Below are 16022 nucleotides of genomic sequence, written 5' to 3'. Positions count from 1 at the left end.
TCTCATGTCTACCTAAAGGGGAGCATATCAGTCTATCGTGACAGGGATTTTCTTCATCTATAAAAGTTCTGATTAAAAGGAGCCGCCGCGGCCGCCATGGCCGCCTCCGCCGCCTCCCAAATTGAAGCTTCCCGGTCCGCCGTCATCGTCATCGCGAGGACGAACTTTGGGAATGCGCTGTACCGTGAGGAATAAGAAGGTATCGGTCTGCTCGGACAGATGGAAGCTGTGCGAATCAAAGTACGTATCGGCAGCCGTGGCCCGCTTGACGTTGCTCATCCTCATGATGAGGTAGCTGCGGAAAATCATGGCAGCCAGCGCGGCCAAAACAGCAGCCGTCGCCAAATTCAGCCATTGAAAGGCATCGGACTTATCATAAGCCTTGCCCTGATCGTTATAGTAAGCCAGGAGCTGTCCCGATGAATGGGCATACTCTTCAAAGGCCTCCATGTAATGGCCCTTCTTCAGAAGGGGCAGGACGGCATCTTCGATATGCTTCAGCCCGTCGGTGTCGCTGATCTTGTCGCGCATCGTCCGGTCGGTCACGATATACCACTGGCGCTGGTCCATCGCTACCACGAAGACCATATTACCGTTTTTCCCGTCGCCGTACTGTTCATCAAGGACGTGGTCGGCATAGTCACCGATCTTCATGCCGTGAGTCGATGGCACGATGTAGACGGCCAGGCGCACATCGTAGGTAAAGTTGACGTTCTTTAACGCCCTCTCCAGTTGGCTTTGCTGCGATTTCGTAAGGACGCCGGCTTGATCGACGACGTTGGGAACCCCTTCTGCCGCCAGGGCCGTCCCCATGAGAATCAAAAAGGACAGGACGAAGAGAGCCGTCCGCATGATAGTTTTCAACACAAGACTCCCCCCTTATATCGGCCACGGCTTACTGCCCATGATGGAGTGGACAATCAGATAGAACACCGGCAGGGTAACCAGCATGGCAATCAGAAAGGCCCAATAGGATTTCACCTTATCGTAAGGCAGGGATCCGACGAAGCGGCCCGTCTGGCCATTCATCATAAAGGTGTAGGGTTTGTCCTGATAGCGCGTCGTCAAGATCCATACCGGCGCCATGGCGTATTCCACCGAGTCTTCATCCTTATGGACGAAGCCTCCTTCCATGAAGCGGCGCTGATGATTGACGACGGTATTGCTGAGGAGGTTGAAAGAGCTTTTCTCCAAGCGGGCATCGGCCCGGGGCACGGCAGATTCGGCATCGACGTCGTACTTATCGGCCAAGCAGCCGGCAAAGTAAGCCGAATTAAAAGGCACGATTTCACTGTAATCGAAGGGCTCGATACTCTCCATATAGAGGTCATTGATTTTCTTGCTGCCGTCGACGGGAATCCGATGGAAGGTCAGCTGACCGGTCCGGTTGCACTGATAGACCCGGGTTTCTACGATGCGTTCATCTTCCATCTCGAGATACGAATCGTCTTCGGCCCGAAAGGAGGCCGACGCCGTGACCTTGGCATTGAACAGCCAAAACGGGACGTACATCGGCTGGACGTCTTCGATGCGGTTGTTCACCGTAAAGGCCTTGGGAAGCAGCCAGTGGCCCCGATAAAATCGTTTCAAGGCGGCCACGGCTTCGTCTTTCGTCTTTTTAAAGGGAATGATGAAATCGGGCCGCAACATGCCGGAAAAGCGGCTGGGAATGAGGGTCGGGTTGCCACAGTAACAGCACTCCGTAGCCATCGTATTTTCGTCGCAGACGATTTCCGCCCCGCAGGACGAGCAGGTATAGCCCTTCAGCCGGGCCGCTTCCTCGTCGCTCCACTCGTTGCCGGCCTTGTCGGTCTGCCACTTGGCCTGTCGGGCCGCATCGGCTTCGGCGGCCAACTGTTCCTTTTTGGCGTACAGACCTTCCAATACGGCGACGTCGAATTTCGTGCCGCAGTAATCGCAGGTGACGGTCTGCGCTTCAGGCTTAAATTGAATGGGCGCCCCGCAATGAGGGCATTTATAACTGACTGACGTATCCGCCATGGGAATCACCTCATCCTTCAGGCTTCTTCGTTCCGCAGTTCATGCAGAATTTCCCCGTGTTGGCCGTACCGCACGACGGGCAGGTCCAATCGGAAGACGCCGGTTTCGGCTGACCGCAGTTGGTGCAGAACTTTCCTTCGTTGCCGCTGTGGCCACAGGACGGGCAGGTCCAGGCTGCGATGGGTTCCGGTTTCGGTTTTCCACAGTTCATGCAGAATTTTCCCGTATTGCCGGTTTGACCGCAGGAACAAGTCCAGCCATCTTCGGGTGCCGGAGCACTTGCCGGCGGAACCGGTGACGGCGACGTTTGCTGCGCCTGTTGACGGGCCGCCAGTTCCTGTGCCAGGCCGGCGCCGGCCTGACCGGCCATATTCATGCCCATGTAGCCCATGGCAGCGCCCATAGCGCCTTCGTTGCCGGCCGCGGTCCGCATGGAATCGGCCGTAGCGTCGACCAAGGTCCCCAACCCGATATCGGGGCGCCCCATGGTCATGCCCATCTGGGCTTTCTGGATCTTTTCTTCGTCTTCTTCATTGGCCTTGACGCTGTTCATCCCGATGGAGACGATTTCAATGCCTCGCAAATCGCGCCACTTCGGCGACAAGACGTCGTTTAAGGCCTTGGTCAGTTCTTCCGTATGACCCGGAAGCTGGGAATAATCGATGCGCAGGGCCGACAGTTTGGCAAAGGCCGGTTGAAGGGCCGTGAGCAGTTCCGACTTCAGCTGGCTGTCCAGGCGGCCGCGGTCATAAAAATCAGCTTCATTGCCGGCGACGTTGGTATAGAATAAGATGGGGTTTACGATATGATAGCTGTACTCGCCAAAGCAGCGCAGGCGCACCAAGAGGGCCAGACCCGTCGTATCGTCATAGGTCTTAAAAGGTACTTCACTGGGCGTGCCGTACTTATTGCCGATGATTTCTTTTAAGTTGAAATAATAGACCCGCTGGTCTTTCCCGGCATCGCCGCCAAAGGTAAAACGCTCCTTCATCTGCTGGAGGACCTGGTGCAGCATTTCGCCTAAGTCACCGGCATAGTCGCCGGAAAAGATGGACGGTTCCGTCGACGTATCGTAGGTATATTCCCCCGATTCGGCACAGACTTCGACGACCTTCCCCGACTCGACGATCATCATGCACTGGCCGTCGTTGACGGCGATGCGCGAGCCGTTGGAAATGATGTTGTCCTCACCGGACGTGTTGCTGCTGCGGCCGAACCGGCTGATTCGCTTTTGGCCCTTGGCCATCAAGATCGTTTCGTTCAGGCTGTCGCAGTAAAAGAACTCTTTCCACTGGTCGCCCAGTACACCGCCTGCGGCACCGATGGCCGCCTTAATTAAGCCCATAAAAAATACCTCCTGTTCATGTATATCATTTTACATTGCTTCTATGTTGCATCCAGCGGCGGCTGCCAAAGAGCAGGACCGCCAAGAGACAGACCATCAGACAGACGGCTATCAGGCTGTGAGGATTAAAATGAATGAGGTCGTATCCCAACCAGACTTCCATACAGACGGCGAGGATTTTCCCGCCCATGGTAGCTGCGCCGTGTTCGGCAAAGCTGATGCGGCTTAAGGCGGCAAAGGCCGTGACCACGAAGTTGGGAGAATAAGGAATGGCCCGAAAGAAGAAGACCAATTTACAGTCGATTTGCCCGTTGAGCTTTGACAGCCAGCGGCTCTTATCGACTAAGGCCTGGGCCTTATGGCGAAAGACGTAGCGCATGATGATGAAGGCCAGTACGTTGCCGATGACCTGGCCGGCCCAGGAAATGAGAATTCCCGGCACGAGGCCGAAGAGGATGCCGTTGACGGTGACGAATTGGACCGACGGCAGACCGGTCATATTGGTCAGAACGATGAGCAAGATCATGATAAACACGGCGACACTGCCGAAGGAAGAAATATAATCGGTCAGGCCCGGAATATCGTGCTGTACCGTCAGCTGCCACAAGGTGCTGTAAAAAGACGGAATGAACCAGTGAATGGAAAGACAGATGGCGACCAGCAGCACCAGTGTCAAAGGCTTCATCAAATTAGCAAGCATCGTTCGATTCATAGAGTGTCCCACTTCCCATAATTATAGTTTCACTATTAATTTCATTTTATAGCAAACAGACCAAAGGCACAAGCTAAAAACGGCATTTTCCGCCACGAGTTATCCCGCTGGTATCGACCGCAGAAAGAAGGCTTCCGCAGGCCTCCGGTCAGGGATAGAGCACTAAGCGAACGTCCATATCCCCCTGCGCTAAAAAGTCAGTCACGGCCTGACGGGCCACGGCCAGTGCTTCCTCTTTGGGATAGCCGAAAATCCCTGCGGAAATGAGGGGAAAGGCGATGGACTTACACTGCGCGTCGGCGGCAAGGTCTAAGGCCGTCCGGTAACAGCTGTAGAGCAGGTCCTTCTCGCCTTGCGTCCCGCCCTGCCAGACGGGCCCGACGGTATGGATGATGTATTTGGCCTTCAGGCCGTAACTGTCCGTTAAAACCGACTGCCCCGTCGGACAAGGGGCTTTCGCCAGGCATTCGGCCTGAAGCTCCCCTGCCCTTTCTCCGGCGGCGCGAAAAATAGCCCCACAGACGCCGCTTCCGGCGAGTAACTGAGAATTAGCCGCATTGACGATAGCGTCGGTATCCATGGTGACGATATCGCCGTGAACGATTGAAAAAGCCATCTTTCTCCTCCCTTTCCCTACATGATCCAAGGTTACCCCGACGTAAGGACCTGACCCCAAAGTGCCCTCTTTCGCCAGGTCAAAAAGTAAATTATAATAAACATAATCAAAATTAGGAGGTCATAGTATGAATAAAAAAGCCATTGTCTTATCGTTGTCCCTGGCAGCCCTTTCCTGCCTGCCCTTAAGTTCGTCCCTGGCCGCCGGCATTCCGGCCTTTAAGAGCAATAAGGCCATGACGGAATACTTTTGGAACGAAGTCTTTAATAAGCACAACACGGCCGTCATCGACAGTATGGTCGGTGCCGATTACAAACAGCACAGCCCGGAATTTGCCGACGGCAAAGCAGCCTTTAAAAACGGCGTCACAGACTTCTTAAAAGCCTATCCGAACAGCACGGCCGTCGTCAAACACATCGGCGCCGACGGCGATCTGGTCTTCATCCACAACCACATCAAGCTCGATAAAAAGGACCGCGGCCAGGCTGCCGTCGACATCTTCCGCATCAAAGACGGAAAGATCGTCGAACATTGGGACGTCATCCAGGATATCCCGGAAAAAGCCGCCAACGACAATACGATGTTTTAAGCAAAAAGGACTGTCATCAAAGGCAGTCCTTTTTTGTTATACGTCGTCCATCCAGCCGTTGATGGATTCCATGATAGAAATTAATTTATTGCCGCGGTCGGTCAGGCCGTACTCGACGGCCGGCGGCACCCTGTCGTAGACTTGTCGGCGAACCAATCCATTGCGCTCAAAGACATGCAGGTTTTCGGCCAGCACCTTGGCGCTGATGCCCGGCATCTGGCGCTGAAGCTGGGCAAAGAACAAGGGCCCGTCGGCTAAGGCCAAGAGCAGCGATGTCCGCCACTTGCCCTTGATGATGCTGATAAAGCAGTCAAAGGGGCAGTCATACGTTTTTTGATCAAAAGTATACATCGGTCTAGGCGTCTTCGTCCCAAGCGTTGATGACGACCGGTTCCGTTTTCAGCATGGCGGCCTGTTCGGGGCTGAAGTGACGGCCGTCGATGACGGCTTCATAGACGTATTCTTTAAAATACTTCGCCGAGCAGACGAAGTAGCCCTGATCGCCGACGTCTTTTCCCCAGGAATTTTCGATTTTCCAGCGGTCGGCCTTGCCGTCAGCATCGAAGTGGACGCCCGTAAGCAGCATGGCATGCGTCGCCGAACTGCTGCCGTACTGCAGGCGTTCGCCCTTGGGCATATCCGTCGAAAAACCACCCAATAAGGCTTCATATTGGACGGAGTCCGGATCCCAGACGCCGTCCTTTCGAGCGCCGAAGGCTCCGGCATCGCAGGCAAACCATACGGCCTGGCCGGCTTTGAGCTGCTTGATGCACAGTTCTTCCAGCTCTTCCTGGGACAGGTGGAGGGCCTTCATATCGGAATCGGACATATTTTCAATGCCGTGGAATTGGATAAGCCGATGGAGGGGTTTATCCGGCGTCGGTTCGTGGATGACCGGCACGTAGTCGCGAAGGGACATACCGACGTACTTTTGGTAAAATTCCTGAGGCGTCAGATTCCGATCTTCGTGGTAGACCTTGTCCTTGTCGCGATAGGCAAAGTCAAAGGTCTGGACGGGCTGGCCAAAGGCAATGCATTCAGCCTTATAAATTTCAGCCAGCATTTCCTGTTTCCGGGCATAGGGATCTTTTCCGGAAAGGACCAATTCCCGCAGCTCCATGGCGTCTTTTCGCAGGAGGCGGTTCATCATGGCCACGAAGCGGTCCGTATGATCCGACTGGTACGATTCGGGCTGGACCTGTTTGGGGACGACGCCGTATTTTTCGATGAGGTCGACGGCTTCCGTCCAGTAGCCTCCGTCGGTCATGCCGCGCAGGACGTACTGCATGAGCTGGCCTTTGATTGGTTCTTGGGCGTTGTCGATGACCATGTCCAGGAAGTTGTTGGCCTTTTCTAATTTATCATAAAAAGAGAGGTAATTCTGCGACAGTTCGAAGTGGTCCAAATGGCAGGTTTCAGCCACCTTTTCCCGGAGGATATTGAGGGCCGCAAAGAGCCAGCAGCGACCCGATTTCTGCTGGGCCGTAATGCCCCGGGTCACGACTTCGACGGAAAAGGCGCCTTTTAACTTGGCGCCCGCCGCCGGAACGTAGGCAAGCTCAGCCATATCGGTCTTAGCCAGGGCCGAATGAAGGACCTGGGCGCCCTTATCGGACGCATAGGCTTGATGAAAGCCCTGTAAGAGCTCTTTCGTAATTTCTTTCATGGTACCTCCTATTTTTGTAACGTATAGGCCCGTTTGGCGATTTCAACGACCGTTTCGCAGGCTTTGACCAACGATTCGATGGGTAGGTATTCGAAGCGGCCGTGGAAGTTGGCGCCGCCCGTAAAGAGATTGGGGCACGGCAAGCCGCGGAAGGAGAGCTGAGCCCCGTCAGTACCGCCGCGGATGGGAGCCACTTCGGGCGTAACGCCGACGGCTTCCATGGCCGTCTTGGCCAAGTCGACGACATCCATGTGGCCGTCTTCGATTTTTTCCAGCATGTTATAGTAGACATCCCGTTCGTCAAGGTCTACCGTCCCCTGGCCGTACTTGTCGGTAAAGAGGGCTGCCATCTGCCGCAGGAAGGCTTTTCGCTGTTCAAACTGCTTCCGGTCATGGTCACGGATGAGGAGGTGCATGGTGCACGTTTCGACGTCGCCGTTGACCTTGTAGACGTGGAAGAAGCCTTCGTGGCCTTCGGTGTATTCTGGTTTTTCTCCGGCCGGCAGGAGCTGCTGCCATTCGGAAGCCATAGTCAGGGCATTGCGCATCTTGCCCTTGGCATCGCCGGTGTGGACGCTGCGGCCGTGGAAGGTAATGGTCCAGTTGGCAGCGTTGAAGTTTTCGTATTCAAGACCGCCCAATTCGCCGCCGTCGACGGTATAGGCAAAGTGAGCACCGAATTTTTCAACGTCGAACAAAGCGGCACTGCGCCCCGTTTCTTCATCCGGCGTAAAGCCGACGCGGATCTTGCCGTGCTTGATTTCCGGATGCTGGATTAAATATTCGACGGCGCTGACGATGGCCGTGACGCCGGCCTTATCGTCGGCACCGAGGAGGGTCGTGCCGTCGGTGAACAAGATGTCCTGGCCCTTATATTTCAAGATTTCCGGAAAGGCTTCCGTCGAAAAGACGATGTTCTTTTCTTCATTTAAGACGATATCCTTGCCGTCGTAATTATCTTTGCGGACGACTTTAATGTCCTTGCCCGAGGCATCGGGGCTGGTATCAACGTGAGAAATGAAGCCGACGACGGGGCCGTCGACACCGTTGGCCGGGAGGGTCGCCATGACGTAGCCATGGTCGTCGATAGATACATCCGTCAGGCCGAGGCCGTTCAATTCGTCGGCTAAGGCTTTGGAAAGGACGAGCTGTCCCGGCGTACTGGGGCAAACGGCGTCGTTTTCTTCATCCGACTGGGTATCAAAAGAAACGTATTTCAAAAAACGATTGATCAATGCATCGCGATGGAGCATGTTAACACTTCCTTTTCTGTACTACAATACTACGCTTTCTATTATAGCAAAAAAGAAGGATCGCTGCATTAAGGCCGGCCTGACCTTTCTGCGCAATCCTTCTTATAACGTATCTTACAGCACTTTGACTTGCTGATTCTTTTCACCGAATTGTTCCATCAGCAGGTGTTTGATGGATTCCCGGTCGGTCCCCTTTGCTTCTTCCTGTTTGATCAGTTTATAGGCGCCAAACAAGGGCGACGGGCCGATTTCAGAGCTGAAGAAGCCGATGCCCTGATTCCAGGCAATGAGTTCGAAGACGTCATCGAGGGCCCGGGAATCGATGCCGTGGATATAGGCTTTGACCAGTTCCCGCACGGCCTGGCGATGGCGGCCGGCGCCGACGGCATTAGCTAACGACAGCATGAGGCGCATTTCATAGGGCAGGTAGTGGCGTTCGTCGTTCCACGTTTCATCCCAAAATTCGACGGCAATGCGGCCCAGGTTCTTATCGATGATGGGGAAATTCAAGAGCGCTGCCGGGCCGAAAGGCTTCTTGCCCGACGCAGCCTTCGCTTCCCGGCGGTAGAACCAGATGTGGTATTCATGAGGCTGTACTTCTTCGACATGATATTCAAAGCCCCGGTCGGTCATGGCTTCATAGAGCGGATAAGGTTCAAAACTCTGGATGAGGTGCAGGCCGCTGCCGGCTTCCACCTGATCGGCCTGTTTGAAGAGACCCTGGGAAAAATTGCCCTTGGCCTGACGCAAATCGACGACTTTAAACTGTTCTTTTTTATCTTTCCATTCGTTATACATACCAATACCTCCTAACGAAATCTCGTAACTTTGTCTAAGCTCTCGCTTGATGATCTTATCCTAACAGATTTCCCTTAGAAGGTACGTTGCTTTTCTAACATTTTTTGATTTTTATTTTCATTTCATAAAAAAAAGCCTCGCCCATCTCGCCAAAGCCCCCGCCTATCGACTGGCGAGACAGCCGTCCTTACAAGGTGTCTCCCCATAGCCTTTCATGGCCTGGACGCTGACAGCTTCATGCCCGCCAAATCGTCCCGCATCGATCGCAGCCACTGAATATCCTTACTCAGGCGGTACTGCAGGAGATACCCTTCATAGGCCGTCATCAAGAAGCGCGACGCCGATTCGGCCTGCCCTTCGGCGATGCCCGACCGGAGCAGGACCTTTTGAAACAAGGCTCGTATCTTTTCCAGTCCCTGCAAAAAGGCCTTGGCCAGATCCGGTTCCGTAAAGGCGATTTCCATGCCCAATACGGAAAAGGGGCAGCCATAAAAATGACCGGCCTCGGCTTCTTCGATCATGACCGAGACGACGCTGCGAATAAAGGACTCCCAAGTCCCTTCCCGGGCGGCAAAGCCTTCCATCATGCCCAAGACCTGTGTTTCATAAAAGTCGGCCGCGGCAAAGCCGACGTCTTTTTTGCTCTTGAAATAAAAATAGAACGAGCCCTTGGTCACGCCGGCCGCCGTCAAAACATCCTGGACCCCGGTTGCCGTATAGCCTTTTGCCCAAAACAGGCCGGCAGCCTGGCGGATGATTTTTTCTTTCGTTTCTTCACCTTTTGTCATAACGCGTTCCTCCGCTGTTACTATACCGAAAATACAGGGGAAATGCAATACAAGTATTGACAAAATAGACCGCTTAGTCTATAAATAGACCAAGTGGTTTATTTTTTTATCAAAAGGAGTACCTCATGAATACGTCTACCCTGGCTGACACCATTTATCGTCAGGCCCGACTGGCCGGCTACGATGACTGCGGCATCATTCCCATCGACGAGATGGACGAGTACCAGGCACGCTTCCAAGAGCGGCTGGCAAAAGAACCGACGAGCCGCCCCTTTTATGAACGCATAGCACCCGGTATGGCTACGAAAAAGCGGTTTCCTTGGGCAAAATCGGTCATCATCTGCACCTGGTGGCTCGGTCGGCACCGCCTGCCCGAAACCCTGGAAGGGAAATACGCCAAGGCCTTCTTTCTTGCACCCCAAGCCGCCCTCCCTGAAAAGGAACTCCGTAAAAAAGATGCCTTTACGGACTGGCTGACGGCCCAAGGACTGCGCTGGGCCGGCGGCGAAAAGAGCTCGCACCTTCAAATCGGCGGCCTTCGCCATGCGGCCATGAGGGCCGGACTGGGCATTATCCGCAAAAATAATTTTCTCTACACCGAACGCGGTTCCTTCGTCATGCTCGAAGGCTTCGTCATCGACCAGCCCTGTGAACTCCGCCAACATCACGATATAAAGCCCTGCGCAGCTCAATGTCATCTCTGCCAGGACCATTGTCCGACCTGCGCCCTGTCGGCCCCCTTTACCATGAATCCCTTGAAATGCGTTTCTTTTTGGAATACCTTCGGTAAGAGCCAGCTGCCGCCGAATATCCCGGAAAAAGCCATGGGCAACTGGATTGTCGGCTGCGACGCCTGCCAAAACAGCTGCCCCTATAACCGGATTCCGGCAGCCAAACCGGAAAAAGAAATCCCGGAAAGGATCAACCGAGCCCTGCCCTGGCTTGATCCGCCAAAGCTGAAAACGGCACCGGATGCCGTCTTACAGGAAGAGATCCTACCCTTATGCGACGATCACATCCAGTCCGACGAACTCGATACCCTCCGTCACAGCGCGGCCCGTTATCTTCGCAATCAGACCCGGCCGTAAGGACCTTATAAAGAGCTTCGCAGGCTGTAGACGAGGATTTTTTCTTTTTCATCGCCGTCAAAGAGGTCGCCGCAGTCGATGGATTCCTCGGCCATGAGGCGCAGATGGTGGTTGAGAAAGTCTTCCACGTCTTCATAGGGATAGTAAAAGAAGATGCGCAGGGGCCGCGGCCGACGCTGGAGGGAATCGAAGATTTGTCCCAAGACCCGCTTCAGCGTATGCAGGGCAAAGGGGTTGAAGAAAAAGCAGCAGTCCGTTTCATCGGGCAGTTCATACTCCGCCGCATCGGCCAGGATGAAGGACACCCGGCTTCGGGCGGCAGCGCTCTTGGCATTGACCATGGCTTTTTGCCACAGCCGTTCATCGTATTCGATGCCGATAGAGCGGCAGCCGGTCTGATAGGTCATGAAGATACTGACCCGTCCTTTGCCGCTGCCATAGTCGACGAGGGTATCCTTTTTTCGGATATAGCCGCTGTTGGCCAGGCGTTCGAGGACGCTGTAATCCGTCGGTTCATAAGGGTGATGTTCCCCATCAGACTGGCTGTCGTCGCGGCCAGCCGTCTTGATTTGTAAAAGTTGTTCCCATTCTTGTTCCGTCATATTTTGTCTCCTTCTCCGTTGTCTTCCTCCTATTATACACCATTCCCGTTTTTACACAGGCCTTACCCTTTCATCACAAAAGATTGATGTCGCCTTGGTAAAATGGATTGAAATATGCAGGAGGTGCATGAATATTATGAAAAAACAATGGAAACGCTGGCTTGCCCTGGGACTGACCCTTACCGCCCTGGGAAGCATCAGCATTAGTGCCCAAGACGTCGAACCGACGGCCTACATCGTCCACGCCGACGCCTATCAGCTGCCCTATAAGGGTAATGAAAAAGCCTTTAACCATCACATCAACCCCGGTTACGGCTCGGCCCTGGTCCTGAAATCCATCAAGGCCAACGGCACGATGGAATTTTATGCCATCACCGACCGCGGTCCCAACGGCGACATCCCGACGTACGTCAAAAATGGTAAAAAGATGTCCGGGAAATTCTTCCCGACGCCGAACTTCACGCCCAGCATCGGCATCATCAAAGTCGATCCGGCCAAACATCGTGCCGACATCATTTCTTCCATTCCCTTGAAAGTAAACGGCAAGCCCATCAGCGGCAAACCGATTCCGTCGGGACTTACAGGCTCGACCAATGAAGTCGCCCTGGACTTCAACATGAAGGACCTCGGCACCGACCGCAACGGCCTCGACACGGAAGGGATCTCCCTCGATAAGGACGGCAACTTCTGGATCAGCGACGAATACGGTCCCTTCATTGCCAAAGTCGATAAAAAAGGCAATATCCTTGAAAAATACGGCCCCGGCATGGGCCTCCCCAAAATCTTAGCCGACCGCGTCCCCAACCGCGGCAGTGAAGGCGTTACGGTCGATGAAAAGGGCCACGTCTTCGCCCTCATCCAAAGCCCCCTCGATGTCGACGGCAAAACGGCCAAGACGGCTAAATACACACGTATCGTCGAACTCGACCCGGTAACGAAAGAAACGACGATGTATGCCTATCCCGTCGACACGGGCTATAAGAACACCGGCGCTGCAAAAATCGGCGATATCACATCCATCGGAAACGGCCAGTTCCTGATGATCGAACAGGGCAAACAGCACGGCGAAATGCAGAACCTGATCTACAAAGTAGACCTCAACGGCGCAACGCCCATCCCCGATAACGGCGATCTCGAATACGGCCGCCTGGACGGCAAGATCGTACCGGCCAAGAAAGAACTGGTCCTCGACCTTCGCGCTCAGGGCTGGAACATCGAAAAGGCTGAAGGCCTGGCCCTCTTGCCGGACCGCAAGACCATCGCCGTCGTCAACGACAATGATTTCGGCATGGACATCGATGTCAAAGACCCGGCCGTCGCCGATCCGGAAGTATCGGACTACACCTACGACAGCGACAAAAAGGCCATGATCTACGACAAGGACAATAAGGTTCATGACGTCAAGATCAGCCTCAAGAAAAACGCTCCGGCAGAACAAGAAAGCCAGATCTGGTTCTTCACCTTGCCGAAAGCCTTATAAGACAGTTCATCATCACTCAGCCAAGCCTCCAAATGGGTGAGATAAAAAACGCAGCAACTTCGATGTTGCTGCGTTTTTTGGTGCCCCCCTTCCCCTCTTGTAAAAGACTCACGATGATCACGGATATCGTTTTCTTCATGGCTACCCGATGCGTGGAATGGCCGCTCATTGACGGCGAAAGAAAAGACCACTCCTGGCTGAGTGGTCTTTATAAGATTCTTGATGGAGAAGGATTAGAATAAGAATACGAACTGAGCCCGCGTCAGTTCTTCCGGATCTTTGCCGTCGCCGTCTTTCACTTTCGAAGCGAAGGACTGTCCGACCTGGAACTGAGCATTTTTGGCAAAGGTATAGTCGATGCCGACACCCCAGGATTCGAGGTTATCCAATTTGCCAATCCGCCGCCAAGAGTTGGTGGCACCAAAAGCGCCTACAGCATAGGCACCGTCCTGGGCATTGATGTATTCAACCCAAATATCCCAGGTCTTGGGCGTAGCCATGACGGCCTTGCCGTAAGTCAAGCGGCCGATCCAAACGCCGGCCGAATCTTCGTTACCGCGGGCCGTGGAGATAGCCTTGTCGTAACTGACGCGTTCGTAGTTAGCCAAAAGCTTCCAGTCCCGGCCGAAGAGGAAGCTTGCATAAGCACCCCAGAGATCATCGAGGTTGGCGTCCTGGAAGGAGTTGTAGTACGTACCGATGGCCGTGCCGTTGCCGAAGGAACCTTCGATGAGACCGTACCCCGTCTTGGCCCCTTCAACCGTGTCGGACCCTGCAAGTTTGCCCTTCTTGAATTTACCGTAACCGGCCGCAGCCTTGAAGCTGTCGCCTTTATAAGCCAATTCGGCGCGGTCGAAGATATCGCCGTAGTTATAGCCATAGGCGTTGTTGCCGCCGAGGACATATCTATCCGTACGGCCGACGCTGAGGTTCCAAGATTTGCCGCCAAAATTATAGTCGACTTTAGCGATATCGGTCAGGATATCGTTTTCATCTTCAGCGGCGCCATTATCCGCGAAGGAGTGGTAATCGCTGCTGATACCGTAAGTAACCTTCGTGCGGTCGTTAACCTGTGCGTTAGCGCGGAGGCGAATACGATAATCCCAAGATTTATCATTTTCTTTGTTGTTTTTCTGATACCGATAACGAAAACGGGCGTCACCGGTCAGTTTCACGTTACCGACGCGGTTTTCGAGAGTACTGACGCGAACGCCGAGGTTATTGAGTTCATCGGCGAATTCATCGGCCAATTTGTTGATGAGGGCACGCTGTTCGACAGAGGCTTTATCCATGTGAGCCATCGCTTTGGCAACCATTTCAGCGGCTTCGTAACGAGTAATGTTGCGCTGGCCCTGGAAGTGTTCCCCATCAACCCCCTGGATGATGCCGGCGTCGGCCAATTCTACAACCGATTTATAAGCCCAGCTATCGGACGGTACGTCGACAAAGGGGTTGGCCGCGAAAGCACAAGTTACGCCAACGGCCATGGTTACTGTAAGCGCTGCTAATACTTTGGATTTCATGAGTCATAACCTCCTATTCGATTCAAGATGAAGTTTCTGTAGGCCTTACACAGTTACCAGTGAATGTCAAAACATAGGTTCAAGGGTTCATGGTCGGTTTGTTCGGGTTTCCTCGCTTTCACGGCCTTAAGGTTTGTCTGTTCTATGGGGAGTGTGCTGCCTTTCTTCGTACAACACTCATTGTAATGATTATACATTTTGTATTGTAACCTGTCAAAACAAAGTATCTTATGGAAAATCTCTTTATTTTTAAATATCGGCTTCAGTAAGCTATTTCAGTTTGTGAATGTACTAACTTTTGCTCTTTACATCGGAACCTGCCGCACAAAAAAAGACCACCCATTTCTGAGTGGTCTTTGTAAGTTCCTTGATGAGGAAGGATTAGAATGCGAATACGAACTGAGCGCGCGTCTGTTCTTCCGGATCCTTGCTGTCGCTGTTGCTGTCTTTGAGTTTCGAAGCGAAGGACTGCATAACCTGGAACTGAGCGTTCTTGGCGAAGGTGTAGTCAATACCGGCGCCCCAGGATTCGATGTTATCCATCTGACCGAATCTCCAGGAGTTGGTGGAACCGCCGATGAATGCACCGTCTTCAGCGTTGATGTATTCAACCCAAGCGTCCCACGTTTTCGGCGTAGCCATGACAGCTTTGCCGTAGGTCAGGCGGCCAATCCAAACGGTAGCCGAGTCTTCGTCGCCACGAACGGTGGAGTTGATATTGCTGTTGTAGTTGACGCGTTCGTAGTTAGCGAGGAGGTTCCAGTCTTTGCTGAAGTTGAGGCTTGCATAAGCGCCCCAGAGGTAATCGAGTTCAGTGCCACGTTTATAATTGTTGTAGTCATGGCCACTGGTGTTGAAGGAGTTGTAGTAACCGCCAATAGCCGAGCCATTGCCGAAGCGGCCTTCGATAACGCCATAAGCTGTCTTGGTACCAGCGAGGCTAACTGTTTGTTCATCACCATTTGCATCTGTATAGGTGTAGTCAAAACCTGCAATCTTGCCGGCCTTAAATTTACCGTAGCCAGCCGTAGCCATGAAGCTGTCGCCGCTGTACTTCAATTCAGCGCGGTCGAAGATATCGCCGTAGTTGTAACCATAGGAGTTGTTACCGCCGATGACGTATTTGTCCGTACGGCCAACGCTGAGGGTCCAATCTTTGCTGTTGCCGAAGCTGTAGTCGACTTTAGCGAGGTCAGTAAAGATGTTGTCGCCTTCGTTAGCTGCATTGTTGTCAGCAAAGGAGATGCTGTCCGTGCTGATACCGTAGGTAACCTTCGTATTGTCGTTGACCATGGCGTTAGCACGGAGACGAACACGATAATCCCAAGAATTGTCGTTTTCTTTGCTGTCTTTCTGGTAGCGATAACGAACACGAGCGTCACCGGTCAGTTTCACGTTGCCGACGCGGTTTTCGAGAGCGCTGACGCGAACGCCGAGGTTGTTGAGTTCGTCAGCGAATTCATCAGCCAATTTGTTGATGAGGGCACGCTGTTCGACAGAAGCTTTGTCCATGTGAGCCATGGCTTTAGCAACCATTTCAGCGGCTTCGTAACGAGTGATG

Annotated in this window: 16 protein-coding genes; 3 read left to right on the top strand and 13 right to left on the bottom strand. The window is 53.4% G+C overall.

Going from position 1 to position 16022, the window contains the following annotated elements:
* Nucleotides 1-72 precede the first annotated feature (72 nt).
* The 5 genes from HMPREF3201_RS02490 to HMPREF3201_RS02470 form a co-directional block, all read right to left on the bottom strand.
* Nucleotides 73-867, bottom strand: a complete 795-nt coding sequence (locus HMPREF3201_RS02490; protein WP_062411582.1) for a TPM domain-containing protein — start codon at nucleotides 865-867, stop codon at nucleotides 73-75.
* Between the two features lie 12 nt (nucleotides 868-879).
* Nucleotides 880-2001 carry a TFIIB-type zinc ribbon-containing protein gene (locus HMPREF3201_RS02485; RefSeq protein WP_062411581.1) on the bottom strand — a complete coding sequence of 374 codons (1122 nt, stop codon included), beginning with the start codon at nucleotides 1999-2001 and terminating at the stop codon, nucleotides 880-882.
* Nucleotides 2002-2011: 10 nt separating this feature from the next.
* Nucleotides 2012-3346, bottom strand: coding sequence for an SPFH domain-containing protein (locus tag HMPREF3201_RS02480; RefSeq protein WP_062411580.1), 1335 nt, complete (start codon nucleotides 3344-3346; stop codon nucleotides 2012-2014).
* A 25-nt stretch (nucleotides 3347-3371) separates the two neighbouring features.
* On the bottom strand, nucleotides 3372-4058 hold the full coding sequence (locus HMPREF3201_RS02475) for a TVP38/TMEM64 family protein (RefSeq protein ID WP_227163237.1): 687 nt from the start codon (nucleotides 4056-4058) through the stop codon (nucleotides 3372-3374).
* 148 nt (nucleotides 4059-4206) lie between these two features.
* A complete protein-coding gene (locus HMPREF3201_RS02470; protein WP_062411579.1) occupies nucleotides 4207-4674 on the bottom strand; it encodes a macro domain-containing protein in 468 nt (155 codons plus the stop codon).
* Between the two features lie 127 nt (nucleotides 4675-4801).
* Between HMPREF3201_RS02470 and HMPREF3201_RS02465 the strand changes: the two genes are divergently transcribed.
* Complete coding sequence (locus HMPREF3201_RS02465) at nucleotides 4802-5263, top strand: nuclear transport factor 2 family protein (protein WP_062411578.1); 462 nt, start codon at nucleotides 4802-4804, stop codon at nucleotides 5261-5263.
* Nucleotides 5264-5299: 36 nt separating this feature from the next.
* Here HMPREF3201_RS02465 and HMPREF3201_RS02460 read toward each other — a convergent pair whose 3' ends face one another.
* From HMPREF3201_RS02460 to HMPREF3201_RS02440, 5 genes are all read right to left on the bottom strand, one after another.
* Nucleotides 5300-5614, bottom strand: a complete 315-nt coding sequence (locus tag HMPREF3201_RS02460) for a winged helix-turn-helix transcriptional regulator (protein WP_062411577.1) — start codon at nucleotides 5612-5614, stop codon at nucleotides 5300-5302.
* A 4-nt stretch (nucleotides 5615-5618) separates the two neighbouring features.
* Complete coding sequence (locus HMPREF3201_RS02455) at nucleotides 5619-6929, bottom strand: C1 family peptidase (protein WP_062411576.1); 1311 nt, start codon at nucleotides 6927-6929, stop codon at nucleotides 5619-5621.
* Nucleotides 6930-6937: 8 nt separating this feature from the next.
* Nucleotides 6938-8182, bottom strand: coding sequence for a peptidase T (gene pepT / locus HMPREF3201_RS02450; protein WP_062411575.1), 1245 nt, complete (start codon nucleotides 8180-8182; stop codon nucleotides 6938-6940).
* Nucleotides 8183-8296: 114 nt separating this feature from the next.
* Nucleotides 8297-8980: a DUF2249 domain-containing protein gene (locus HMPREF3201_RS02445; protein ID WP_062411574.1), complete on the bottom strand. Its 684-nt coding sequence runs from the start codon at nucleotides 8978-8980 to the stop codon at nucleotides 8297-8299.
* A gap of 212 nt (nucleotides 8981-9192) precedes the next feature.
* Nucleotides 9193-9768 (bottom strand): TetR/AcrR family transcriptional regulator, encoded by a 576-nt coding sequence (locus tag HMPREF3201_RS02440; protein WP_062411573.1) that lies wholly within the window; start codon nucleotides 9766-9768, stop codon nucleotides 9193-9195.
* 125 nt (nucleotides 9769-9893) lie between these two features.
* Between HMPREF3201_RS02440 and HMPREF3201_RS02435 the strand changes: the two genes are divergently transcribed.
* Nucleotides 9894-10856 (top strand): epoxyqueuosine reductase, encoded by a 963-nt coding sequence (locus HMPREF3201_RS02435; protein WP_062411572.1) that lies wholly within the window; start codon nucleotides 9894-9896, stop codon nucleotides 10854-10856.
* Between the two features lie 5 nt (nucleotides 10857-10861).
* Here HMPREF3201_RS02435 and HMPREF3201_RS02430 read toward each other — a convergent pair whose 3' ends face one another.
* Nucleotides 10862-11458, bottom strand: coding sequence for a class I SAM-dependent methyltransferase (locus HMPREF3201_RS02430; RefSeq protein ID WP_062411571.1), 597 nt, complete (start codon nucleotides 11456-11458; stop codon nucleotides 10862-10864).
* 136 nt (nucleotides 11459-11594) lie between these two features.
* On the opposite strand from HMPREF3201_RS02430, the gene HMPREF3201_RS02425 reads away from it, so the two are divergent.
* The gene (locus HMPREF3201_RS02425) at nucleotides 11595-12938 is read left to right on the top strand and encodes an esterase-like activity of phytase family protein (protein ID WP_072271999.1); all 1344 of its coding nucleotides are present in this window, start codon (nucleotides 11595-11597) and stop codon (nucleotides 12936-12938) included.
* A gap of 233 nt (nucleotides 12939-13171) precedes the next feature.
* On the opposite strand, the gene HMPREF3201_RS02420 is transcribed toward HMPREF3201_RS02425, so the two are convergent.
* Nucleotides 13172-14461: an S-layer homology domain-containing protein gene (locus HMPREF3201_RS02420; protein WP_062411569.1), complete on the bottom strand. Its 1290-nt coding sequence runs from the start codon at nucleotides 14459-14461 to the stop codon at nucleotides 13172-13174.
* Between the two features lie 381 nt (nucleotides 14462-14842).
* On the bottom strand, nucleotides 14843-16022 hold a 1180-nt coding region (locus HMPREF3201_RS02415; protein WP_369794828.1), incomplete at its 5' end, for an outer membrane insertion signal.

Origin of the sequence: Megasphaera sp. MJR8396C (genome assembly GCF_001546855.1) — a bacterium.
Classification (GTDB): Bacteria; Bacillota; Negativicutes; order Veillonellales; family Megasphaeraceae; genus Megasphaera.
Note: the sequence above shows the minus strand (reverse complement) of the source record. Positions and strands in the feature narration are given on the sequence as shown.